Raw genomic sequence first — 22,680 nt, 5'->3', positions numbered from 1 at the left:
ATTTTTATTTGTCCAAATTCTCAAATCACAAGGTAATAAGTGAAGTTAATTCTGCTTTCTCATCATCGGTTGTGTGGCGGAGCGATTTTATTTTTCGAACAGTCAATTTTGATACTTTTGATTGTGGATCGTTGGAAATTATTTGGTAGATTCTATCTTGATTATTAGGAAAGACGACTGCGTATAGCCAAGCTTGTGCCATTTGGACGTAGTATTGGTCGCTGTTAATATTAATAGCAAGGTTCAGAATTTCATCGATGTATTCATCAGTGTTATAGAATTTTAGTAAAAATACCAATCCACTTCGTTGTAACCATGGATTATTACTATTCAGGTATTTTTTAATGGTGACTAGGAACTCTTCCTGATATTTAAGAACTTGTTTGAAATGAATCACCATGTCACAGGTTGCCCATGAATTAGACTTTTTAAGATAGGTATCACAATAGTCTGTAAATTCTGAAAGTGGTAGCTTCATATTACTGAGAACGTATGCCTGGATGATAACAACTTCATAATTCTCAGTTCCCACGATATTAAGGTACGCTTTTGGATGACCTTGACTGATTTCTTTTCCAATCACGTTTAATTCACTCATAGCAATACCAAGAACGTTATAATCAGTTACTACAATTTTTTCAGCACGTTTTCGATATTTTATATTACTCATACTTTCAAGTTCAGTAAGGAATTTTTGGTAGTCTGCATCAATCCATGTTAATTCTTTCAGATTAAGTAACATTTGACGAGTCCCCTTGGTCTTAATTTGGTAAATCATATTATAGCAAATGATTGCTTGCAGGGATGACTTATGTCGCTAGGAATTGAATATCAGTTTTATTTGTGATAAAAAAGGAATCATATCTAACTTGATATTGTGGCACTAGTTAGGTATGACTCCTTATATATACTATGGATTAAGAACTATAAATCTCTGGTTATTAACCATTATATTTAGCAAGTGTAAATGTAACTTTGTCTTTGTTCTTTAACTTCTTCTTGTTGGCAGCAACGTTAACTTTTTTACCATTAACAGTGAATGTCCAGTACATTTTCTTCTTGTTGTTTTGTTTCTTACCATCAATAGCTGAGATGAAACCATCTTTTTGAGTTACTTTCCAGCCTTTTTTAACACCAGTCATAACTGTGGCATTTTTCTTTAAAGTAACAGTTTTCTTGGCAATTTGTTTCTTATTCTTCTTCAAGACGTAAGTAACCTTGATATTCTTTGTCTTTGCGTCTGCAGTTGTTGTGGCAGCGGGTGCGATTACGCCGACAAGTAATAACAATGACATTAATAATACGGTAATTCTTTTCTTCATGATAGATACTCCTCTTATAAAATTGGCTTGCGGTTTCTAATTATATCAGAGAATTTGTTTATCAATATATAAGGATTTGTTGTGGACAATTATATATTTGAATTGTGTTATTCTTAGATGTGCTAGTGAGTAGACGAAGGGGGATTATTGATAGATGAAAAAAATTTATTCTGGATTCAAACAATCAGTTAATAATTTTTCGATTTTGGTGTATTTGTTGTCGATAATTCTCTCGTCGCTCATATTCAATAATCCCGTAATTGTTCTGGTGATCTTTGGAGCATTATTATTGATGTCATTCTTTGCTAAAAGAGATGATTCGAAGAGCTATTTCAAATTTGCTTTGATAATATTTTTGACAACGGTTTTGTTCAATTTAATTATTAACCAGCGTGGTACGAATATTATCTTTCAAATACCTTTTATCATGGTAACCAGGGAATCACTACTTAATGCTTGTATTCTGGCGTTTTCATTCGTAAATTTGTTGCTGGCTTTTTATATTTATGATGCTCTGACAAACGTCAAAGTTATTTTTGATCTGATGTCTCGAGGATTGCGAAGTATTGCCATTGTCTTCATATTGACGATAAAATTTATTCCCAAGATTATTGAAATATTTAGGAATACCAGTTATTTGTACAAGTTTAGAAGTACTAAGAAGACTGGTAAAAGTAAGTTAAGTCGTCAAATGGATTTGATTGAAATCGTCTTGAATAAAGCTGTGGCCAATTTCATGAATGTTTCAGACGTGTTGATCACTAAGGGATACAATAATCGTGGCAAAGTTTCAAAGAAACTGTATAGCACCAAGTCTGACTATGTCGTATTATCGGTGAGTGTTATTGCGGTTATATTCAATATATCTATGGCAATTTTAAAAATAGGCAAAGTAGATTTTGGTTCGTCGACGGTTAATATGTTTGTGGACAAAAACATAATAATTATTAGTCTGATAAATCTGATTATGATAGTAATACCAATTTTGATAGGAGTGTCGCAATATTTATGGTGGAAATTGTACGTTTCAAAAATTACAGCTTCAAATATGCCAACAGCCAAAAACTTTCGTTAAATAATGTTGATCTGACTATTAACAAAGGCGACTTTCTTCTATTAATTGGTAAAACTGGCAGTGGGAAGAGTACGTTGCTCAAACAATTAAAACCTGATTTAATCGTAGGTGATATTACGAATGGTAATTTGGACTGTCAGATTGATGATAAGAACATTTCCTATATTTCACAATTTGTTGATAACCAGATGATAACTGAGTGTGCTAGGGACGAATTCAATTTTATCCTTGAGAATATGGGTTATTCAGCTGATAAGCGTCATATGAAAATTGCTGAAGTTGCAAGTTACTTTGGGATTATTGATTTGTTGGACCTTACGGAGCAAGAATTATCTGGTGGTCAAAAGCAATTGATCAATCTAGCTTCTGCACTGATATTGAATCCGGATATCTTGTTATTAGATGAACCAACCTCACAACTTGATCCGATTGCAGCTGAGAAGTTGATTCAGATGATTCACAAAATCAATTCTGAGTTGAATATGACAATTGTTCTGGTGGAACACTCTTTGGAGAGAAATGTCTTTTTCGCCAATAGACTAGCGATTGTTGAAAATGGTTCGATTATGATGGATGAAACTGTTGATGCTGCGTTGAGGAAGATGTTTCAAGATGACTTCTATAAGAACTATTTATCGCAAATTGACCGTTCATGTATGGAATTGAAACTTAAGTCTGATAAAGAATTACCATTGAGTAATCGTCAGTTCAGCAAGTTACTGACGCAGAACAAGAATGAAATAAAGTATTCAAATATTTCAAGCAAATCTAAAAAAACAGATGAAGTATTGAGCGTTAAAAAACTATCATTTAGATTTGATTTTGAATCTAAAAAATTAATCGATTACGTAAGTTTCCAATTAAACAAAGGTAATTCGTATTGTATAGTTGGTCCCAACGGCGTGGGTAAGTCAACTATGATTCGTGTTATCACACAGCAATTGAAACAACAGTCAGGAAGAATAAAGCTTGATGGTAACAATGTAAGTAGTAAGAATAATGATATTTATCAAAAAATGTTTGTTTTGCCTCAAAATCCAGCATTATTATTTGTTTCTGATACAGTTTTTGGTGAAGTTGAATTCCAGTTAAAACAAAAGAATCCTAATATTATGTCGCAACAAGTTGAATTGATCCTGCAACAATATGATATGTTGGAACTAAAGGATACTAGCCCTTATGATTTGAGTGGTGGTCAGCAAGAGTTTTTGGCTCTGATAATCGGATTGATCAAAGAACCAGAAATACTCTTTTTGGATGAGCCCACCAAAGGGTTAGACCCCAACATGGTTCTGAAATTGAATGAATTGTTAGAAGATTACTTGGCGACTGGTGGAATAGTATTCGCTAATAGTCATGACTTGGTATTTGCCACTAATTTCAATTATGTATCACTAATGTTTGACGGGAAACTCAGTGAGTTCAAACAACCAGTTGAGTTCTTCAAGGATAAGTTCTTTTATACGACAGAAATAAATAAAGCATCCAGAGATAGTTTCCCAGATGCTTTAACGTGGAATAATTTAAAAAAGATATGAGAGTGTGACAAGACATGTTCAGCTTTCGAGCATTAAGGCAAACAAGACTAGTAATCCGATTTTGGATTGCTAGTCTTGTTTGTTTTAAGCAGAAAAAGCTATGTCCTGTTGCACGTTTATGCTGCACGTTTAAGGTAAAAATAGTTATGTCACAGTCCTATATCTTTTTTACTTCTTTATGGAATTAATAAATAAACAAATGCACCAACAGCACCACCGGCTAGAGGTCCTAAGATAGGAACCCAGCTATAAGCCCAGTCAGAATCACCTTTGTTGGCTATAGGTAGGATTTGATGGGCAATTCTTGGTCCTAAGTCTCTGGCAGGATTTATGGCATAACCAGTTGTTCCACCGAGTGAGAAACCAATCGATGTGATTAAGACACCAACGACCATCGGATTCAAACCGTCGGTAAATTTACCACGTGTGAATGCTAGTAAAGCAAATACCAAGACAAATGTTCCAATGAATTCACTGATGAAGTTCATTGGATAATTACGAATTGCGGGTCCAGTAGCGAATACACCACGGATTGCATCTGGATCCTTTGTTTCTGCCCAATGTGGGTAATAGTTGACCCAAACTAAAGCTGCACCAACGATTGCTCCCAATGTTTGTGCAATCATGTAAGGTATAACAGATGACCATGGGAATAATCCGGCGATAGCCATCCCCAAAGTAACGGCAGGATTAAGATGTGCGGGACTTAAGAATCCCGAACAGTAAACTCCAAGAGTTACTGCAAGTCCCCAACCAAGTGCAATAGCGATCCAACCGGCACCTTCGGCTTTTGATTTTTTCAAACTTACGGCGGCTACTACGCCATCACCGAGTAGTACTAAGACTAACGTACCGATGAATTCACCGACTAATTGTAAAGTTAAACTATCTTGCATATGAATACACTCCTTTGTGCATAGAAGTACATAAAAATATTTTAAAAACTGCGATAATTGCCTTTATATTGGCAATGCTATCGTTTACAAGTATTATACCCAGTTGCTATATTAATTGCTATTTTTAAGAAACTTTTTAGAAAAATCTAAGAATTTACATTACACTAGTAGATATCATCCTATTTTCATAAAGGGATTGAGGAGGAAATGTGTTTGAGTAAAAAATCAATAACATTATTGCTAGCGTCGATAGTTATTTTGGCTTTGTTAATAATTTTGGGCAGCGATAATTATTTGTTACTGTCATTTATTTTTCTAGCATTGACGTTAGGTGTTTATTTTGTAAAGTTTGAGCGATCACAGAAGACATCTCGTGAGATAGTCTTTATTGCTATTATTTGTGCATTGGCGGTTGGTGGTCGAGTATTATTTGCAGCATTGCCATCGGTCAAACCAGAATTGTTTATTCTGATTCTCGGTGCAATCGTCAGTGGTCCAGAAACAGGATTTTTGATGGGTACGATCATTGCATTGACCTCAAACATGTATTTTGGACAAGGAGCATGGACTCCGTGGCAAATGTTTGCACTAGGAATTATTGGACTAGTTTCAGGGATGATAGCAAATAAAAAAATCCCAACTTGGATTTTAACAATTTGGGGATTCGCCAGTGGATTCATCATGGGGTGGATCATGGATATTTACTATATTATTGGCTTTGTAAATCCCATTACATTGAAAAGTGTTGGAATCTCATTAGCTGGAAGTTTTTACTTTGATTTAATACACGCCGTATTTACCGCAGCGTTATTGTTGTTAGTTGGTAAACGTTGGATTAAAATATTTGATAATTATAAAATTAAGTATAATTTATTTAAGAGAGCGTAATGAAACGGTAAATATCGAGCATTACCTAGGTTAATAAACTGTGGCACGAAGTGGCATAGTTTATTAACCGTAGTAAGCGGAGATATTTGTTTCATGTAGCTCGTTTGTGTAGAGAGTGGAAAAGACCGGGAGATTTTGAGCATTGCCTAAGATAATAGATGTGGGGCATAGCGACACACCTATTATCTGTAGCAAGCGCAGGAATCTGGTCTTTGTAGCTCGTTTAAGAGAGCGTAATGAAACGGGAGAGAATATGAAAATATATACGCGTACAGGTGACAAGGGACAAACTAGAATTATTGGAAACAATGTTTTATACAAATCAGATAAGCGAATCGATGCTTATGGAACTGTAGACGAATTGAATTCATTGGTTGGATTAGTTGGTGCAAGTTTAACTGACAAAACTGCTGAATTGAAGGATGAACTACAAGAAATTCAGCAGTTATTATTTGATTGTGGAACGGATTTGGCAACTCCTGAAGATGACAAGAAGCACGAATATATCTTCAATAGTGAAGAGCCGACTGATTGGTTAGAAAAGAAAATCGATAAATATTCAGATGCTGTTCCTAAGGTACAGAAGTTTATTTTACCTGGTGGTTCAGTCTCAGCTTCATATCTTCATGTTGCTAGAACAGTTACACGACGTGCGGAACGTCAAATTGTTGATTTGATGCAAGATGAACCAATCAATCCAGTTGTATTGAAATTTATCAATAGACTATCTGACTACTTCTTTGCAGCTGCAAGATATGCGAATATTCTTGAAGGTGTCGATGATGTGCTGTATCGTAATAGTAAACCTGTGTTCAGGTAGAATGAACACCTGTCGCTAGGTATGTATCACGGAAGGGTGATGACATAATGGAAGAAGTAAAGTCTACAAAACCAAAGATGTCTGGTAAAAATACTAAGGTTATTACTGCTTTAATGATCGGATATACAATGGTTTACATGGACAAAACCATGATTTCTACGGCAATTATTCCTCTTGCTAAGCAATTCAGTCTGAATACCACACAGACCGGATTGATCATGAGCGCCTTTTTCTTAGCATATTCATGTATGCAGATTCCTGGAGGCTGGCTAGCTGATAAAGTTGGTGCCAAAAAAATTCTATTAATTTCGTTAGGTAGTATTGCTGTGACGGCATATCTATTCGGGATTGTCAGTTCACTATTTATGTTTGTTGGAATTAGATTTTTGGCAGGATTAGGGCATGGTGGTTATCCACCTTCAACATCTAAAGCAATCGCTGAAAACTTTGAACCAAGCAAAAGAGTTCTGGCTCAAACTGGTATTTTAACGACTACTGGTATTGGTGGAATTCTTGCCTATACACTTGGTGCCAATGTCATCGAGTTGAATTGGCGATATGGATATTATATGTTAGGGACGTTATTCTTAATTGCACTATTCTGTGTATTATTCATGTTACCAAATGACCAAGGTGTGGTTGAGGACGAAGTTACCGTTCAAAAGAAGATGCCACTAAGCCAAACTCTCAAAAATCCTAGTGTTATTTTAATTTTTATTGTTTTATTATTGGAAAATATTGTTACATATGGTGCTATGTCTTGGATGCCAAGTTACTTGACTAAGACCTTTGATCTAACAGTTGCCCAGGCTGGTGCTATCATGGCCGTTAGTGCTGTGTTACAGATTGCTGGTAGTTTAGGGACCGGGATTATTTTGACCAAAGTATTTGTCGGTAAGCAAAAGCAATTCATTATTACCTCAGCTATTCTTGCCGCATTTGGTATTGGTGGATTAATTATCTCAACTAATTTGGTAGTTGCGGTTATCTGTGTTGCTTTGAGTGGAATGTTTATTGTTTCAACCTTTGCCGCTACAGCTTCATGGCCACAGAAGATTTTCCCTGAAGAAATAATTGGTTCAGCTTCTGGTATTGTTGGTACTGGAGGTACTCTTGGTGGATTTATTGCTCCATTGTTAATTGGAGCATTAGTTAATAATGCTGGTGGAAACTTCTCAGTCGCCTTTATTTTCATGGGTGGATCATTGTTGGCTGGAGCCATTGTTTCATTATTTGTTAAAGAAGAAAAAGAGCGTGTTTAATAGCGGTAATACCCGAGTATTACCTAGAATAGTTACTTTATCATGTAATGATAAATGACTATTCGTAGTAAACGCAGTGGTATTGCTATTCATAATCGCATTTCAAAAAGAGCGTGTTGAATAGCGTTAATACCCAGCAAGTAGAAATACTTGCTGGGTATTTTTTGTGCAAAAATGGGAACTTTGTCTTTCAAAAGTGGTCGTTATTTGTACCAACAAATGTTAATATCGTAATTGTAAACGTTTTAATTATTTTTATGGAAGGTAATTTAACATGCGCTCTCAAAAGGAAAAGATGATAGCTGGTGATCTATATATTGCCAGTGATCCAGAATTAGCTAAAGATTCACATCGTGGTAAGAGATTGGCACGTCTATTAAATAACACAACTGAAGAAGATGGAGAACTTCGTACCAAGATTTTGAAGCAACTCTTTAAGAAGACTGGTGAAAATATTTATATTGAGCCACCGTTCCATATTGATTATGGTTCAAATACAACGATTGGTGAGAACTTCTATGCTAATTATGATTGTATCTTCTTAGATATTGCTCCGATCACGATTGGTAAGAATGTCATGATGGCCCCACGTGTTGGCCTATATACTGCTGCACATCCAATTGTGGCAGATATTAGGAATGAACAGCTTGAATACGGTAAACCCATTACAATTGGCGATAATGTTTGGATCGGTGCCAATGCCATTGTTAACCCCGGTATAACAATCGGTAACAACGTTGTAATTGGATCAGGATCTGTAGTTACGAAGAATATTCCTGACAATTCAGTAGCCGTTGGTAACCCGTGCCACGTATTACGTGAAATCAATGATGACGATCGTAAGTATTGGGAACACGAAAAAGAAAGATATTTCGAAAACTAGTCATGGAAATCAAACAAGAAGAGTTAGATATTAACTCAAGCTTACCGTTCAAAAGTTATGTTCATCAGGGGCATGGAGTAAATGTTGCTCCACATTGGCATCAAGGTATCGAGATAAATTATTTGATTTCAGATAATGATTTGGAATTTAAAGAAAATGGCAAAACTACACACTATCACCAAGGAGATATCTGGGTAACCAATTCTCGTGTTGTTCATGAGGCACACTTGAATAGTGAGAATCGTTGGCTAGAATTTGGATTAATTGTGGATTATAGCTTTTTGAAACGTATTTATCCCAAAATCGATGAGATTAAATTTGAAGTAAATAATGAAGCAAGTCTGATTCATCCCAATGGTTACCGCAAACTCCAGGCTCATTTGAGGGATTTCTATCAGACGTCATTATTGCCGACTAATGATGCGAATGATCTTCGAATGACAGGAATATTATTGTTGATAATGTCGATTTTGATTGAGGACTTTATTGAAAGAGTCCCAAGGATCAATGATTCGTCTAACGAAAACCTTGTCGACAGTGTCACGATTCAGATCAACAATCGTTTCCGTGAACCAATAACAGGATTTGAATTAGCTGAAGAATTCAACACATCTCTGACAACGCTCAATCGGCAATTCAATAAGAATGTTCAGATGTCAGTTGGTAAATATATTACGATGATCCGATTACTGAATGCTCAAAAGAAACTTCTCAGTAGCAATCAAACGATTGAGTATATTGCTAGTGATTGTGGATTTGCTAATTCAAAAGCGTTTATACGTAATTTTAAAGAATGGAAACATATTACGCCGTTTCGATATCGAAAAATGTATAAGTGAGGGTAATTATGTCTAGATTAAAGTTAGTCGCAGTTGATATGGATGGAACATTTTTGAATGATCATGGTAAGTACGATACTGAGGCATTCAGAGAAGTTCATCAATTAATGGATAAGAAGAATATTCAGTTCGTTGTAGCAAGTGGTAATCAGTATTATCAGCTGAAATCATTTTTTGAAGATTATCCAGAAACAATCTTTGTCTCAGAAAATGGCGCAATGATTGCGGATAATAACAAAGAATATTGGTCAGCAAGTTTTAATCGTGAAGATTACTTAAAAGTAATTGAAATAACATCTCAGATACCTGATCTGGATATGGTGTCATGTGGGAAGACCAGCGCCTATGTTTTGAGCAATGTATCTGACGCTTGGTTCAAGCAAGTTAACAATTATTACACACATCTTCAACGTATTGATAAGTTTGAAAATGTAGATGATGAAATTCTCAAATTTGCTTCAAACTGTCCAGACAATGCGACCGATGGATTAGTCCAGGAATTGACTGACAAGTTAAAAGGAATCGGTACGCCGGTATCAGGTGGAAATGGTTCCATCGATATCATTCAACCAGGAATGAACAAGGCTGCTGGATTAAGCAAGCTTGGTAAGGAGCTGGACATCAAGCCGGAAGAAATGTGTGCTTTCGGAGATGGTGGTAATGATATTGAAATGCTTCAATATGTTGGTGACGGTGTAGCAATGGCTAATGCTCCGCAATTAGTGAAGAATATTGCCGATAACGGCACCGGCAGCAATAACGAACAAGGTGTTATTAGCTACTTAAAGAATATTTTGGAGAACGAGGGATGAGACTATGACTATTAAAATGATTGCATTCGATATTGATGATACGTTGCTGAATTCCAAAGGAAAAATTCTTGATTCAACTAAAGAAGCTGTAAAAAAGGCGCTTGATCAAGGAATCAAAATTGTTCTATGTACTGGCCGTCCGTTAGCAGGTGTCACACCTTATTTACAGGAGTTGGGTGTGTCTGGTGATGATCAATTTGTCGTTACCAATAATGGTGCCATTATCGAATCTATCTCTGGAAACATTATTGCCAAGCGTGTCTTGGATAATGCTTCGTATCGTAAGCTAGTTCAATATGGTCACGACAACGGTTTGAAGTATTATGCATTGGACGATGAAAGTAATGTTTATACTGATGATCGTGATATTAGTCGAATTGCTGTTGTTCAAGCGTGGGAGAATAAAGCTGGAATTTACTTCAGATCTCCAGATGAATTACCTAATGATTTTGAAGTTACCAAAGTAGCCTATGTTGGTGAGAAGTCAGATCTTGATCCATATGAAGATGCTGTAAAAGAAGAATTCAAAGATATGTGCTACATCGTTAGAGCTGGCGAGTGGTTCCTAGAAATGATGCACAAAAATGTTAGTAAGGCACAGGGACTACAGGATTTGTCTGAGAAACTCGATATATCACCAGATGAGATCATGGCCTTTGGTGATGAACAAAATGATATTCCAATGTTCAAGTTTGTTGGTAATGCTGTCTGTATGGATAATGGGTCTGACAAGGCCAAGTCATATGCTGATAACATCACCGATACAAATGATAATGACGGTATCGCCAAAGCCATGGGCAAATTCGTCTTTGATAAGTAGTAAAATATAGTCAAAGTAGGAAAAGAGATATCGAATATGGGAATAAAACTGATTGCCTTTGATATGGATAATACGCTGTTGACATCAAGTCAGACAATACTTGATTCAACCAAAAAGGCTGTTACTAAAGCATTGGACATGGGTATCAAAGTTGTAATTTGTACTGGTCGTCCGTTAGCTGGAGTTACACCATTCTTAGATGAACTCGGCATTAAGGGTGATGATCAATACGTCATAACATACAATGGTGCCATCATTGAGACGGTCTCAGGCAAGCCATTAGTTAAGCACTTGATTACCAAGGACAAATATCGCCAACTGGTTAGATATGGTGATGAGAATGATATTCAGTATTATGCGTTAGATGATAATAGCAATGTTTATACTGGAAATCATGATGTAAGTCGTGTAGCGGTGCTTCAAGCATGGGAGAATGGTGCAGGCATTTTTGTCCGTACACCAGATGAACTTCCAGAAGATTTTCAAGCTGCTAAATTCGACTATGTTGGTGAAGAAGATAAGTTGGATCAAAAAGAACCAATGGTATCTGATGATTTGAGTAATAAATTCAGTATTATCAGGGAAGGTACGATTTTCTTAGCAGTGATGAATTCTAATGCCAGCAAGGGTGTCGGTCTGAAGAGTTTAGCTTCTCATCTTAACTTAAGTGCTGATGAAGTCATTGCTTTTGGTGATGAACGTAATGACGTTTCGATGTTCAAATATGCAGGAACTGCCGTTTGCATGGAGAACGGAACTGATGAAGCTAAGAGTGAGGCAGACTATATTACAGGTGACCACGATCATGGTGGGATTGCTCAAGCACTGGACAAGTTTGTATTTGACGCAACTCCAGAAAACTAAATAGAACCAAAAAAAACGATGGGTCGTTATGACCATCGTTTTTTGAATTTTGGATGTATTTTAAACTTGCTTCTTGTTAATGAATTATATTTAGAAATTAAACGTGTTTTGTTAAGCTCTCGTTGTTTTGTACTTTTCTGTCGTATTTGACTAGGTATCTCCACTCAATTAATTCTCGAAGTATCAAGATCACTAGTAGTAAATGTGCCGCGACGTCGATTTTGAAAGTCTGAAGATCTAGTGTTACAGCAACCAAAATAAATAATAGTAAGAATAATGGAAGTATGTGATTGAAGTCTTCCATTCGTTGATTGGTTTCGTAGCGTATTTTGTACCAGCGTTCATCAAGATGGAATTTCATTTTTTCGTTTCGAATGAAACTCATCAGATAAATTGCACCGAAGACATATGCTACTAACAGAAAAAAGTTTGTTATTAACAGTATCATTTCACAACTCTCCCTAATGAGGTATATCCCTTATTATCTTAAAATCAATCTTTTTTACTGTCAAATTGTTGTTAAAAGTTGGGGGATAAATGTTTTGAAAAGTGGTAAATGATGTTTTTTGCGCCTCCGGCTTGTATTTGTTCTGTTAAGTTATTGCGTATTATAAAAAATCTGATATACCTATATTACTAGGCATGTCAGATTTTTTGTTTAAGAACATTAAGTATTTTTAAGAGGATATGGGTATTAATTGAGAAGATACAAAAGCAAGATGCTATATATTTGCAGCAGCGCTAGAATAATCAGCCGTTAACTGTGTCAATGCGATGATATTGTCACCATGATTAATATCGTTAGCTTTGATTTCTTCAACTGCACCGTATGACATCGTATTAGTAATAACAATCATGACGGTTGTGTCATATCCGGCGTCAGCAATTTTTTCTATATCGAATGTTCCTAGAAGGTCACCTTTTTTGATGTTGTCACCTTGTTTCACATTTGAAGTGAAGAATTCACCTTTCAGATCAACTGTATCGATACCCAAGTGGATCAATATTTCGGCACCGTCAGCCGTCTTGATTCCATAGGCGTGTTTTGTTGCATAAGCGACGGTAACTGTACCTGAAGCTGGTGCATATACATTGTTGTCAGAAGGGATGATAGCGGCACCTTTTCCCATGATTTCAGCTGAGAATACTTGGTCATTTACTGATGATAATGATTGTAATTTACCAGCAACTGGAGCAGCAACAACTTCGTCAGCAACCGCAATCAAATTAGCATTGTTTTCAGTATCGACGGGGCTTTCTTTATCTTCAACTTTGGCGAACTTCTTACCGTATACATATGTTAGTGAGAAGCTAATTACCATACTAATGATGATGCTGATAAAGAATGGTAGGTAATTCTTAGGTGGTAATGAAATGAATCCGATAATACCTGCGGCACCTAGGGCACTTGATAATACGTGGAAGATACCGATGAAAATTGAAGCGATACCTGAAGCAATCATTGCACTATAGAATGGGTAGCGTAACTTCAAATTGACACCAAAGATTGCTGGTTCTGTGATACCTAGTAGAGCTGATACACCAGCGGATGATGCCAAACCTTTTTGTTTTTCGTTCTTTGTAATAAATAGAACAGCTAGACAGGCTGCACCTTGAGCAGCATTGGCCATTGAAGCAATTGGGAAGATGAAGTCTCCACCTGTTTTAGCAATATTTGTTAGTAATTGTGTTTCAACGGCAGGGAAACTTTGGTGTAATCCGGTAACAACGATAGCTGAGTAGAATGTGCCGAATAGACCTGTACCAATGAAACCTGCAGTGTTGTATAACCAAACGATTCCGTTAGTTAATCCATCTGAAACGATTCTCATAATGGGACCAACGCCGATAAATGTTAGTAGACCAGTTACAATTACGGCAATTAATGGTGTGAAGATGAAGTCTGGGGTAGCAGGCATGTGTTTGTGGAGCCATTTTTCAATAGTAGCTAAGATCCATGAAACGGCTAGAACTGGCAAAACTTGTCCTTGATAACCGGCTTGGGCAACGTTCAGACCGAAGATATTCCAGTAAGTCATTTTTCCAGCGGCAGTCACGTTAGCAACATCATATCCACTAACAAGTGAAGGCATAACCATTGCCATACCGATTGCAGCACCAAGGTAAGGGTTACCACCGAATCTCTTAGTTGCAGAGTATCCAATAAGAACAGGCATGAATGTGAATGGGGCAGAAGCTAATAAATTAATAAGTTCAGAAACACCTTTGACACCAGGGTACATTTGAACAACAGATAACGGTCCAAACAAATCCGGCGATGTGAGTAAGTTATTGATAGCCATTAGTAAACCACCAGCAACCAAAGCTGGAATTAATGGTACGAAGATATCTGATAACAATTTAACTAGTGCCATTACTGGATTAGTACGTTTTCCAGAAGAAGCAATGTTCTTTAAGTCGTCTGGAGTAACTTCTTTCAACCCAGTTTTTTGAATTAAGAAGTTATAAACCTTGTCGACGTCCCCAGGTCCAATGATTATTTGATATTGGCCGTCAATGCTGAATGTTCCCTTAACATCGTCATCGTTGTCCAAACCAACTTGATCTATTTTAGAAGTGTCCTTGATTACCAACCGTAGTCTAGTGGCACAGTGGGCTGCAGCAATTAGATTGTCTTTACCGACATATTTGATAACCCTATCGGCAACTTGTTCATGATTCATATTGTCATCCTCCTAATACATTCCTCAAAATGTAATCGCTTTTATGACTTCATAATACATGGTTTTTTGGAATTGTCAAACGTTTGACAATTAATTTATTATTATATTTTTGCTTATCGTTTACAATTGAACCACTCCGCTATTCTTATAGAATGTTATACGTTTGACATTTTGGATAAAACGATTACAATCTAAGTAAATATAAAAGTTGAAAGTGTGGAATTTAAGATGATTACAGAATGGACGACTGAATTAAGATACAAACCATATGATCAGTGGCCAGCTAGTCAAATAGAAGATATCAAATCTAAAATTGCCAAGTCACATTGGCGTTTGGGTTATCATATTCAACCTACTACAGGATTGTTAAATGACCCCAACGGCTTTTCTTACTACGATAATCAGTGGCATCTGTTCTATCAATCATTCCCATTTGGTCCAGTGCATGGATTGAAGAGCTGGGATCATCTAACATCTGATGACTTAGTCCATTGGAAGGATAATGGAATTTCTATTTTTGCTGATACTAAGAACGATAGTCATGGCGCTTATTCTGGTTCGGCAATTGTCTCAAATGACCAACTATTCATTGTCTATACTGGAAATGTTCGTGATGATAATTGGGTAAGGCACCCTAAGCAAGTCGGAGCATGGATGGATGATCACAACCAGATTCAGAAGATGCCCAAACCACTGATCAATAAGCCACTAGTCGGCTATACTGACCATTTTCGCGATCCGCAAATCATCGAACGTGACGGCAAGTTCTATATTATTATTGGCGCACAAAGAACGAACAAAACCGGACACGTGTTAGTATATGAAGCCGATGAAGTAACAGGACCATGGCAATTCAAGACCGAATTACATTTTACCAATCAAGAAATGGGTTATATGGTGGAATGTCCTAATTTGGTATTCATCGATGACCAGCCAGTCTTACTATTTTGTCCACAAGGTATCTCTAAGGATGTATTGGATTACAACAATATCTATCCAAATGCGTATGTTATTGGAGAATCATTTGATTGGGATACTTTTAGTTTCGTCAATCCATCTGAATTGCACAATCTCGATGAGGGATTCGATGTGTATGCCACACAGGCATTTAATGCACCGGATGGCCGAGTATTGTCAATTAGTTGGGTTGGATTGCCAGAGATAGAGTACCCAACGGATGTTGAGGGATGGGCACATTGTTATAGTCTGGTAAAAGAATTAACGATTAAAAACGGTAAGTTGTATCAAACACCAGTAGTGGAAAATGACAAATTGGAATTAGAACAATTCCCAACAGGCAAGATTTCAGCACAAACAAAACTAAACCTTAAGGTTGATGCTGATGAGGATGCAGAAGTATCAATTATTAGTAATGAAGATGAGCAATTACAAATTAAATTGAATTCTAAAAATGGTAAAATTATAGTTGATCGTGGTAATGCCGGTCAGCAATTTGCCCAAGTGTATGGAACTAGACGAATTGCAACGGTTGAACCTGGAGAAAATATCACAGCAACGTTGTATTTTGATAATACTATTTTTGAATTATTCATTAATGATGGTGAAAAAGTAATTACTGGACGGGTATTCCCAAATGGAACGGAATTCTCTGTTAAATCAAATAATGTTGATGTGGAGAAAATTAAACTAAATAAAATTAACAAGTAATGAGGATTGCAGATGGCTAAACTAGAAGATATTGCAAAATTGGCTGAAGTATCACCAACAACTGTATCGCGAGTGATCAATAATTATGGTTCATTGTCAGAGAAGACTAAGAGTAAGGTCTTTGCGGCAATGAAAGAATTGAATTATCAGCCTAATAGTTTGGCCAGGTCGCTGAAGGGAAAAAGTGCCAAGATAATTGGCGTTATTTTCCCCGGCGTCAGCAATCCTTTTTTTGGTCAAATGGTTGAAACTATCGAGAATCAATTGTTCACCAAAGGCTACAGAATTATTCTGTGTAATGCCGGTAATAATAAGGAAAAAGAACGTGCTTATCTACGTATGCTGATAGCTAATCAGGTTGATGGGATAATTGCTGGATCGCATAACCTTGAAATTGAAGAATATCAACAAGTTGGATTGCCAATCATTTCATTTGATAGATACTTATCAGAGAATATTCCAATTGTTAGTTCAGACAATTATCAAGGAGGCAAAACTGCAGCCGAGATATTGTTGGAATCTGGTAGTAAAAATGTGCAAATTATTTCGGGTGCTAATCGGCCTAATAGTCCTACCAATAAGCGATTAGAAGGATTCCGGAAGACAATTGAAGAACATGATTTGGAATTTGGATTAACTGAAATAAAGTTCGATGCTTCTCCTAATATCAAAGGGATGAAGATCAAAGAAGTCCTTAGTAATAATCAAGTTGACGGAGTGTTCTGTACTGATGATTTAACTTCCTTACTTGTTGTGCAACAGGCCAAGTCGCTAGGACTTAAGATTCCAGAAGATTTAAGATTGATAGGTTATGATGGAACTAAGTTCATCCAAGAATTCCACCCAGAATTGGCAACAATTGAACAACCGATTGAAGATATTGTCACATTGATGATTGATCTGTTACTAAAACGCATCAAGGATCCTAAGTGCCAGTTGAAACAGAATTATGTGTTGCCAGTCAAGGCAATTGCTGGTGAAACTAGTCGAAGAATCTCAAAATAAAAGTCTGCCGACGGCAGGCTTTTTTTGTGTTAAGTTAGATAAAAATAGCACAAATTATAAATTAAATTATGTTTAGTAAACGTTGATATATCAAAGAAAACTCAAATTATGATTAAAAAAGTTACAGATTACCCCTTGCATATGTTTAAACAGGTTATATAATGTACTTGAAAACGATATCAAAATATTGATAATAATTTAGAAATGATTGTCAATATCTTGTTAATCGAAAGGAGGAAATATTATGTCCAAGTTACAGCTGTGGAAACAACGTATATTTTATGGAATGACTGATATGGCTGGGAATCTTATCTGGCAAATGGTTGGTCTCTACTTGTTATTCTACTACACGACTGTCCTCGGAATATCGGCTGCTTTCGTTGGAACGCTGTTCTTACTAGTTCGTTTCATTGATGCCTTCGATGGTATGTTCTTCGGATTCTTGATCGATCATACTCATTCAAAGTATGGTAAAGCAAGACCATACTTCTTGTGGTTCGGTATTCCATTAGGAATTCTGGCATTCCTGCTATTCTTCAATCCATCATTTGGTGGCAATAAGACCGTTCAAATGATTTGGATCAGTGTTATTTATACAATTTTCAGTTTGATCTATTCAGGATCAAACACACCTATTACTGCTATCTTGCCAAGTTTGACTGATGATCCAGAAGAACGTGCCAATCTTGCATCTGCAAGAATGGTATTAACAAATACTGGTACGGCTGTTATCGGTGCAGTTACACTACCAATGGTTAGTTTCTTTGGTGGTAAGAACCAACAGACCGGTTTCGCAATTTGGGGCGGTATCGTTGGTATTGTCATCGCAGTCTGCTTCTTCTTAGCATTCGCAAACTTAAGAGAAAGAGCGGTTGTTGAAGAGGACGGTGAAGAGATCCAAGGTCACTTGTCAGTTATTCAATCATTCAAAGGTGCCTTCAAGAACCGTCCTTGGGTAATTCTTACATTGAGTTTTATCTGTATCCAAACATTCTGGGTTGTCAGAATGGCTTCAGGTGTTTTCTACATTAACTACGTATATAAGAGCCCCGCAATTGTCGGCTTGTTCCTAGGTATGACGATTTTCGCTGTACCTGGTAACTTAGCTGCTCCACTTCTCTCAAAGAAATTTAAGAACCGTGATGTTATGGATATGTCACTTGTATTATTCATCATTGGTGAAGTATTAATGCCATTAGGACAAAAATCACAGAACTTGCCATTATTGTTCATTGGTAATGGAATAGCCATGATCGCCATGGGTTCTGTCTTCACAATTGCCTTCGTTATGATTGCTGACACAGTTGAATATGCAAGAACACATCTACACATTGAGGAACCTGGATTCCTTTCATCAGTTCCCGTTGTTGGTGCCAAGATCGGAATGGGTATTGGTGGTGCCCTATCAGGATGGATCCTGACATGGGGTGGATTTGCTGCAAAAGCTAAGACACAAGCAACAAAAGCTCAATTTGCTATCAATATCAACTTCGTTTGGCTTCCAATTTTACTTGCAGTTGTTATCATGGTAATTCTTGTATTCTATAATTTGAATGAAAAGAAAGAAAAAGCTGCTGCAGAAGCAAAGAAAAATCAAAAAGTTGAAGAGGCCTTCTAGGCTTCAAGAATAGATAGGGGAGTTAATTATGATCACAAGTAATTATTTGACCGAATTAAATCGTCTTAAACGAGTAGAACCAGTTGAAGTTCCTCGTCTTGAAGATGTAAAAATGGTAATTAAGGATCGTGTAGATGCACATTCTTATGAGCCTAATACTTGGAATGATCTCAAAGGAGTAGTTGATAATCCAGTATTGTCCAACGACCTAACCGTCTTGCGTGCTGGAACAGAACCACAACCAATTCCAGAGATGCAGTATCCAAATATCTGCGTCGATAGTCGTTATTCATATGAAATGGGACGTAAAGTCCGTTACTTGAGAATCTACAAAAAAGGATTCGAAAATAACAATCGTGCCTTGATCTATATCCACGGTGGAGCATATTACGGTGGTAGTGCCGAAGATTCATTGATTCCACTAAGATTATTGGCAACAAGATTTGAAGGTACGATTTATTCAGTAGATTATGGATTAGCACCAGAGAACCCATATCCATTTGGATTGTGGGACTGCCTTTCCGTATTAGCAGAAGTTGTTAAAAACAAACATGATATTACCTTAGCAGGAGATTCCGCCGGAGGTTCCATGGCATTGGGATTGACACAACTTAGTCACTATATGGGGATATGTGACGTAGCAAGTCAATTGTTATTCTATCCAACAGTTGTTCATGGATCTAACCTAGAAGGTGGATTGTGGGATGATTCGCGTATTCCAATCGTTGATGAACAACGTGCTGTATTACATGCATCATATGAAGTGTTCAAACAATTGGATAAAAAGATGACTGAACTTTATTTACCAGAACAAGAAATTGACCTGACATCGCCAATTCTTTCGCCAATGTATGCCGACCCATCATTGTTTAAGAAAGTAACAGTTCTCACTGGTGAATATGATCCATTCCGTCTTCAAGATGAAGCATTCATTGAAAAGTTAGGCATGGCAGGAGTCGATGCAACATACATCCGTTATGGTGGTATGTCGCACGCATTCCTTAATCTAGTTGGCAAGGCTGCCGCTAGTGAAGATGCTATTTATGAATGTGCAAAGAAGTTATAGGGAATACGAAAAGCCGATCGTGTGATCGACTTTTTTTGTTTGCCGTCTCCAGGACTGAGAAATATTTACCTGCTATGCGGAACTTACCGAGCCGAAGTGCGGTCTCGGTACTCGGTTTAAAGACTTGTTAAGTTCGACAAGCCTTCAAACTCGTCCGGTGGTGTATATAGCTGGTAAATATTTCTCAGTCCTTCCGACTAGTTTGATTTCCACCAATGAAAAGAGGAGCCATATCTCACTTGTTTTGTGAGATACGGCTCCTTTTTAGTTAACATTTCTAGTGATTTACATCAACGTCTGATGCTTTGACGAATTCATTTGTGGCAATACGATAGTACTTGTCACCATTGATGTAGGTAACGCTGTCAACTGACCAATCTGTGTTGGAGTTGAGAGTTCTGTTGCTTACCAATTCACCCTTGGCAGTGTAGACAGGAGTGTATGAATTGGAATGAGTTGTGACTGTCATGTTAACAGGTGAGTATACGTAGACATCATCTGCACTGACGAACTCGTTAGTAGCAATACGGAAGTACTTTGTACCATTGATTACGTATGTTTCACGATCAGTGATCCAACTACTGCTTGGTGCAAGAGTTCTGTTCTTAACTAATTCACTTTCTGCTTTGAAGATAAGCTTGTTTGAATCATCATAAGTTCTGATGTATGAGTTAAGAGCTTGATAAGGATATGCTTGGCTTAATTTTACCCATTCATTTGTAGCAACACGATAATAACTGATTCCGTCTACAGTTATTACGGCATCACTTTGCCAATTAGTAGCGTGGGCCAACATTCTATTGCCGACCTTTGTCATAGCCTTATCTTCACCGAATTGATATATCTCAACGTCAGGTTTGTCAGAATATGTAGCAATAGTTTGACGCTTGTGTTCGATAACGCCTTCGCCATTGTTATTGTCTTCGTTCTGGTTACTTGAACCAGTATATTCACTTGTGTAGTTCAACGTATCAGTAGGAGTTACTTCCTTTGTAGGTTGAGCAGCATAAGCAATCTTAGCCATTCCTGACTTGTCGTATGTTACAAGTACTGCAGGAGCACTGTACCCAGCAATGGCAGGAGCAGTAATTGTAACAGGCTTGTCGCCGTAGTGACCTTCAGGGATGTTCAATTCAATAGTCTTACCATTTGGAGTCTTAACATTTACAGTAGTTGCAGGATTAAGAACACCATTGTACTTAACCTTGTTAGCATCAGTGATTGCATTACCAGCCAAGTCAGTGATTACAGCACCTTCTGGAGTGTACTTGATTTGAACTTGAGGTGTTTCGTAACCATAAATAGGATCAAGTGTGATTGGTTTAGAAGTTGTTCCAACTACACCTGAAGGAATATGTAATGACTTGTCACCTTGAGTTGATGGAACATTAACATCGTTAGTAGGTAGAGTTTTACCGGTGAATGCAAGCTTGGTAATGTCGACTGGGCTACCAGTAGCATTAGTGTATGTTGCAATACCATCAGAATTGTAGTGAACCAATACAGTTGGAGCAATGTAACCGTTTGGAGCTTTGATTGCTACAGTAGATGTTCCATCACCATATTTACCAGGGGCTACAGGTAGTGTAGTAGTTGTTCCATCTGGATTTGTGATAGTTGCATCTTTGACTGTGTTTGTAACACCAGTATAAGTGACTTTTTCTGTAGTTGTGATTGTACCATCAGGATTAACAGTTGCTTGAACAGTATCTTTGTCAGAAGTATAACCAGTTTTCTTTTGTACTTGGACAGGAATTGTATCTCCAACTTTACCAGAAGCAGTTAACTTCAAATCACCTAGGTTTGAACTGACAGTGACAGGTTTGTTATTTTCTTGGTTACCAGTGTAAGTTAGGTCATCAGGATTATTTGGTACGAAGTTACCTTTGGCGTCTAATGTACCATCGATCTTTTGTTTATTTGGATGATATCCTTTGATTGCAGGAGCGTCGATAGTAACAGGGTCACCAACATGAGCTGATTCATAAGAAGTGGAACCAGTAGAACCATCAGGTAAAGTAACAGTGTATTTACCAGCATTAGTAGGATCACCAGTTAATTCAATTGTAGAAGTATCAATAGAATAAGGATTACCAGGGTCACTAGTAAGAGTTACTTTAACTTGATCTTCTGATTTACCATCAGCTAAGTGATATCCGGCAGGTAACATATCTTGAGTAATAGTAAAGGTTTGAGTATCCCCAACTTTACCAGGTTGAACATCAAGAGGGATAGTTGAACCTTGACTGGTAGAAACAGAAAGTTTCTTACCATCAACAGGATCACCGGTTAATTGAACCTTAGAAGTATCAATAGAATAAGGATTATCAGGATCCCCAGTAAGAGTTACGGTAACGTCTTTTGATTGATTATCAGCTAAGTGATAGCCAGTAGGTAGCATATCTTGAGTAATAGTAAAAGTTTGAGTATCCCCAACTTTACCAGGTTGAACATCAAGAGGGATAGTTGAACCTTCACTAGTAGCGACAGAAAGAGATTTACCATCCACAGGATCACCAGTTAATTGAACCTTAGAAGTATCAATAGAATAAGGATTATCAGGGTCACCAGTAAGAGTTACGGTAACATCTTTTGATTGATTATCAGCTAAGTGATATCC

20 protein-coding genes are annotated in these 22,680 nt (G+C 37.1%); 14 read left to right on the top strand and 6 right to left on the bottom strand.

All coding sequences use genetic code 11. The features are described from left to right. Positions 1-25 precede the first annotated feature (25 nt). Positions 26-742 (bottom strand): DNA alkylation repair protein, encoded by a 717-nt coding sequence (locus EKM66_RS11365; protein WP_164505138.1) that lies wholly within the window; start codon positions 740-742, stop codon positions 26-28. A gap of 199 nt (positions 743-941) precedes the next feature. Next, positions 942-1,322: a DUF4430 domain-containing protein gene (locus tag EKM66_RS11360; RefSeq protein WP_125764708.1), complete on the bottom strand. Its 381-nt coding sequence runs from the start codon at positions 1,320-1,322 to the stop codon at positions 942-944. A gap of 154 nt (positions 1,323-1,476) precedes the next feature. Here EKM66_RS11360 and EKM66_RS11355 point away from each other — a divergent pair, with 154 nt between their 5' ends. Both EKM66_RS11355 and EKM66_RS11350 read left to right on the top strand, forming a co-directional pair. Further along, positions 1,477-2,397, top strand: coding sequence for an energy-coupling factor transporter transmembrane component T (locus EKM66_RS11355; RefSeq protein ID WP_125764706.1), 921 nt, complete (start codon positions 1,477-1,479; stop codon positions 2,395-2,397). Continuing rightward, complete coding sequence (locus EKM66_RS11350; protein WP_125764704.1) at positions 2,331-3,935, top strand: ATP-binding cassette domain-containing protein; 1,605 nt, start codon at positions 2,331-2,333, stop codon at positions 3,933-3,935. Before EKM66_RS11355 ends, EKM66_RS11350 begins: the two co-directional genes overlap by 67 nt. Positions 3,936-4,111: 176 nt before the next feature. On the opposite strand, the gene EKM66_RS11345 is transcribed toward EKM66_RS11350, so the two are convergent. Then, positions 4,112-4,831, bottom strand: a complete 720-nt coding sequence (locus tag EKM66_RS11345; protein WP_125764702.1) for an MIP/aquaporin family protein — start codon at positions 4,829-4,831, stop codon at positions 4,112-4,114. A 213-nt stretch (positions 4,832-5,044) separates the two neighbouring features. Between EKM66_RS11345 and EKM66_RS11340 the strand changes: the two genes are divergently transcribed. The 8 genes from EKM66_RS11340 to EKM66_RS11305 all read left to right on the top strand — a co-directional run bounded on the left by EKM66_RS11340 (position 5,045) and on the right by EKM66_RS11305 (position 12,019). Then, complete coding sequence (locus EKM66_RS11340) at positions 5,045-5,719, top strand: ECF transporter S component family protein (RefSeq protein WP_225426605.1); 675 nt, start codon at positions 5,045-5,047, stop codon at positions 5,717-5,719. Positions 5,720-5,972: 253 nt separating this feature from the next. Beyond that, positions 5,973-6,539 carry a cob(I)yrinic acid a,c-diamide adenosyltransferase gene (locus EKM66_RS11335; RefSeq protein WP_125764698.1) on the top strand — a complete coding sequence of 189 codons (567 nt, stop codon included), beginning with the start codon at positions 5,973-5,975 and terminating at the stop codon, positions 6,537-6,539. Positions 6,540-6,586: 47 nt separating this feature from the next. Next, a complete protein-coding gene (locus tag EKM66_RS11330; RefSeq protein WP_225426604.1) occupies positions 6,587-7,801 on the top strand; it encodes an MFS transporter in 1,215 nt (404 codons plus the stop codon). A gap of 274 nt (positions 7,802-8,075) precedes the next feature. Then, on the top strand, positions 8,076-8,684 hold the full coding sequence (locus EKM66_RS11325; protein WP_125764696.1) for a sugar O-acetyltransferase: 609 nt from the start codon (positions 8,076-8,078) through the stop codon (positions 8,682-8,684). A gap of 2 nt (positions 8,685-8,686) precedes the next feature. Then, entirely contained in the window at positions 8,687-9,523 is an 837-nt protein-coding gene (locus EKM66_RS11320; RefSeq protein ID WP_125764694.1) for an AraC family transcriptional regulator, read from the top strand. An 8-nt stretch (positions 9,524-9,531) separates the two neighbouring features. Next, positions 9,532-10,335, top strand: a complete 804-nt coding sequence (locus EKM66_RS11315; RefSeq protein ID WP_125764692.1) for a Cof-type HAD-IIB family hydrolase — start codon at positions 9,532-9,534, stop codon at positions 10,333-10,335. 4 nt (positions 10,336-10,339) lie between these two features. Beyond that, the gene (locus EKM66_RS11310) at positions 10,340-11,155 is read left to right on the top strand and encodes a Cof-type HAD-IIB family hydrolase (RefSeq protein ID WP_125764690.1); all 816 of its coding nucleotides are present in this window, start codon (positions 10,340-10,342) and stop codon (positions 11,153-11,155) included. Between the two features lie 36 nt (positions 11,156-11,191). Then, positions 11,192-12,019, top strand: coding sequence for a Cof-type HAD-IIB family hydrolase (locus EKM66_RS11305; RefSeq protein WP_125764688.1), 828 nt, complete (start codon positions 11,192-11,194; stop codon positions 12,017-12,019). Between the two features lie 97 nt (positions 12,020-12,116). Here EKM66_RS11305 and EKM66_RS11300 read toward each other — a convergent pair whose 3' ends face one another. Both EKM66_RS11300 and EKM66_RS11295 read right to left on the bottom strand, forming a co-directional pair. Beyond that, complete coding sequence (locus EKM66_RS11300; protein ID WP_125764686.1) at positions 12,117-12,467, bottom strand: hypothetical protein; 351 nt, start codon at positions 12,465-12,467, stop codon at positions 12,117-12,119. Between the two features lie 274 nt (positions 12,468-12,741). Further along, entirely contained in the window at positions 12,742-14,703 is a 1,962-nt protein-coding gene (locus tag EKM66_RS11295; protein WP_125764685.1) for a sucrose-specific PTS transporter subunit IIBC, read from the bottom strand. Between the two features lie 228 nt (positions 14,704-14,931). Between EKM66_RS11295 and EKM66_RS11290 the strand changes: the two genes are divergently transcribed. From EKM66_RS11290 to EKM66_RS11275, 4 genes are all read left to right on the top strand, one after another. Beyond that, positions 14,932-16,371 carry a sucrose-6-phosphate hydrolase gene (locus tag EKM66_RS11290; RefSeq protein WP_125764720.1) on the top strand — a complete coding sequence of 480 codons (1,440 nt, stop codon included), beginning with the start codon at positions 14,932-14,934 and terminating at the stop codon, positions 16,369-16,371. 12 nt (positions 16,372-16,383) lie between these two features. Beyond that, positions 16,384-17,376 carry a LacI family DNA-binding transcriptional regulator gene (locus EKM66_RS11285; RefSeq protein ID WP_125764683.1) on the top strand — a complete coding sequence of 331 codons (993 nt, stop codon included), beginning with the start codon at positions 16,384-16,386 and terminating at the stop codon, positions 17,374-17,376. A gap of 244 nt (positions 17,377-17,620) precedes the next feature. Further along, positions 17,621-18,994: an MFS transporter gene (locus EKM66_RS11280; protein ID WP_125764681.1), complete on the top strand. Its 1,374-nt coding sequence runs from the start codon at positions 17,621-17,623 to the stop codon at positions 18,992-18,994. Between the two features lie 28 nt (positions 18,995-19,022). Continuing rightward, positions 19,023-20,060 carry an alpha/beta hydrolase fold domain-containing protein gene (locus tag EKM66_RS11275; protein ID WP_125764679.1) on the top strand — a complete coding sequence of 346 codons (1,038 nt, stop codon included), beginning with the start codon at positions 19,023-19,025 and terminating at the stop codon, positions 20,058-20,060. Positions 20,061-20,337: 277 nt separating this feature from the next. Here the strand turns inward: EKM66_RS11275 and EKM66_RS11270 are convergent. Then, positions 20,338-22,680 (bottom strand): SLAP domain-containing protein (locus EKM66_RS11270; RefSeq protein ID WP_191988046.1); only part of this gene is annotated, 2,343 nt, incomplete at its 5' end.

This window comes from Companilactobacillus hulinensis (genome assembly GCF_003946555.1).
Taxonomy (GTDB): Bacteria; Bacillota; Bacilli; order Lactobacillales; family Lactobacillaceae; genus Companilactobacillus; species Companilactobacillus hulinensis.
This window is presented reverse-complemented; position numbering and strand designations above follow the sequence as displayed.

What these genes read in the sequence shown, in the direction of transcription:
- EKM66_RS11320 (WP_125764694.1), top strand. Translation starts at nt 8,687, where the DNA reads ATGGAAATCAAACAAGAAGAGTTAGATATTAACTCAAGCTTACCGTTC.
- EKM66_RS11350 (WP_125764704.1), top strand. Translation starts at nt 2,331, where the DNA reads ATGGTGGAAATTGTACGTTTCAAAAATTACAGCTTCAAATATGCCAAC.
- EKM66_RS11275 (WP_125764679.1), top strand. Translation starts at nt 19,023, where the DNA reads ATGATCACAAGTAATTATTTGACCGAATTAAATCGTCTTAAACGAGTA.
- EKM66_RS11315 (WP_125764692.1), top strand. Translation starts at nt 9,532, where the DNA reads ATGTCTAGATTAAAGTTAGTCGCAGTTGATATGGATGGAACATTTTTG.
- EKM66_RS11330 (WP_225426604.1), top strand. Translation starts at nt 6,587, where the DNA reads ATGGAAGAAGTAAAGTCTACAAAACCAAAGATGTCTGGTAAAAATACT.
- EKM66_RS11310 (WP_125764690.1), top strand. Translation starts at nt 10,340, where the DNA reads ATGACTATTAAAATGATTGCATTCGATATTGATGATACGTTGCTGAAT.
- EKM66_RS11280 (WP_125764681.1), top strand. Translation starts at nt 17,621, where the DNA reads ATGTCCAAGTTACAGCTGTGGAAACAACGTATATTTTATGGAATGACT.
- EKM66_RS11365 (WP_164505138.1), bottom strand. Translation starts at nt 742, where the DNA reads ATGTTACTTAATCTGAAAGAATTAACATGGATTGATGCAGACTACCAA.
- EKM66_RS11355 (WP_125764706.1), top strand. Translation starts at nt 1,477, where the DNA reads ATGAAAAAAATTTATTCTGGATTCAAACAATCAGTTAATAATTTTTCG.
- EKM66_RS11285 (WP_125764683.1), top strand. Translation starts at nt 16,384, where the DNA reads ATGGCTAAACTAGAAGATATTGCAAAATTGGCTGAAGTATCACCAACA.
- EKM66_RS11335 (WP_125764698.1), top strand. Translation starts at nt 5,973, where the DNA reads ATGAAAATATATACGCGTACAGGTGACAAGGGACAAACTAGAATTATT.
- EKM66_RS11295 (WP_125764685.1), bottom strand. Translation starts at nt 14,703, where the DNA reads ATGAATCATGAACAAGTTGCCGATAGGGTTATCAAATATGTCGGTAAA.
- EKM66_RS11305 (WP_125764688.1), top strand. Translation starts at nt 11,192, where the DNA reads ATGGGAATAAAACTGATTGCCTTTGATATGGATAATACGCTGTTGACA.
- EKM66_RS11360 (WP_125764708.1), bottom strand. Translation starts at nt 1,322, where the DNA reads ATGAAGAAAAGAATTACCGTATTATTAATGTCATTGTTATTACTTGTC.
- EKM66_RS11325 (WP_125764696.1), top strand. Translation starts at nt 8,076, where the DNA reads ATGCGCTCTCAAAAGGAAAAGATGATAGCTGGTGATCTATATATTGCC.
- EKM66_RS11300 (WP_125764686.1), bottom strand. Translation starts at nt 12,467, where the DNA reads ATGATACTGTTAATAACAAACTTTTTTCTGTTAGTAGCATATGTCTTC.
- EKM66_RS11345 (WP_125764702.1), bottom strand. Translation starts at nt 4,831, where the DNA reads ATGCAAGATAGTTTAACTTTACAATTAGTCGGTGAATTCATCGGTACG.
- EKM66_RS11290 (WP_125764720.1), top strand. Translation starts at nt 14,932, where the DNA reads ATGATTACAGAATGGACGACTGAATTAAGATACAAACCATATGATCAG.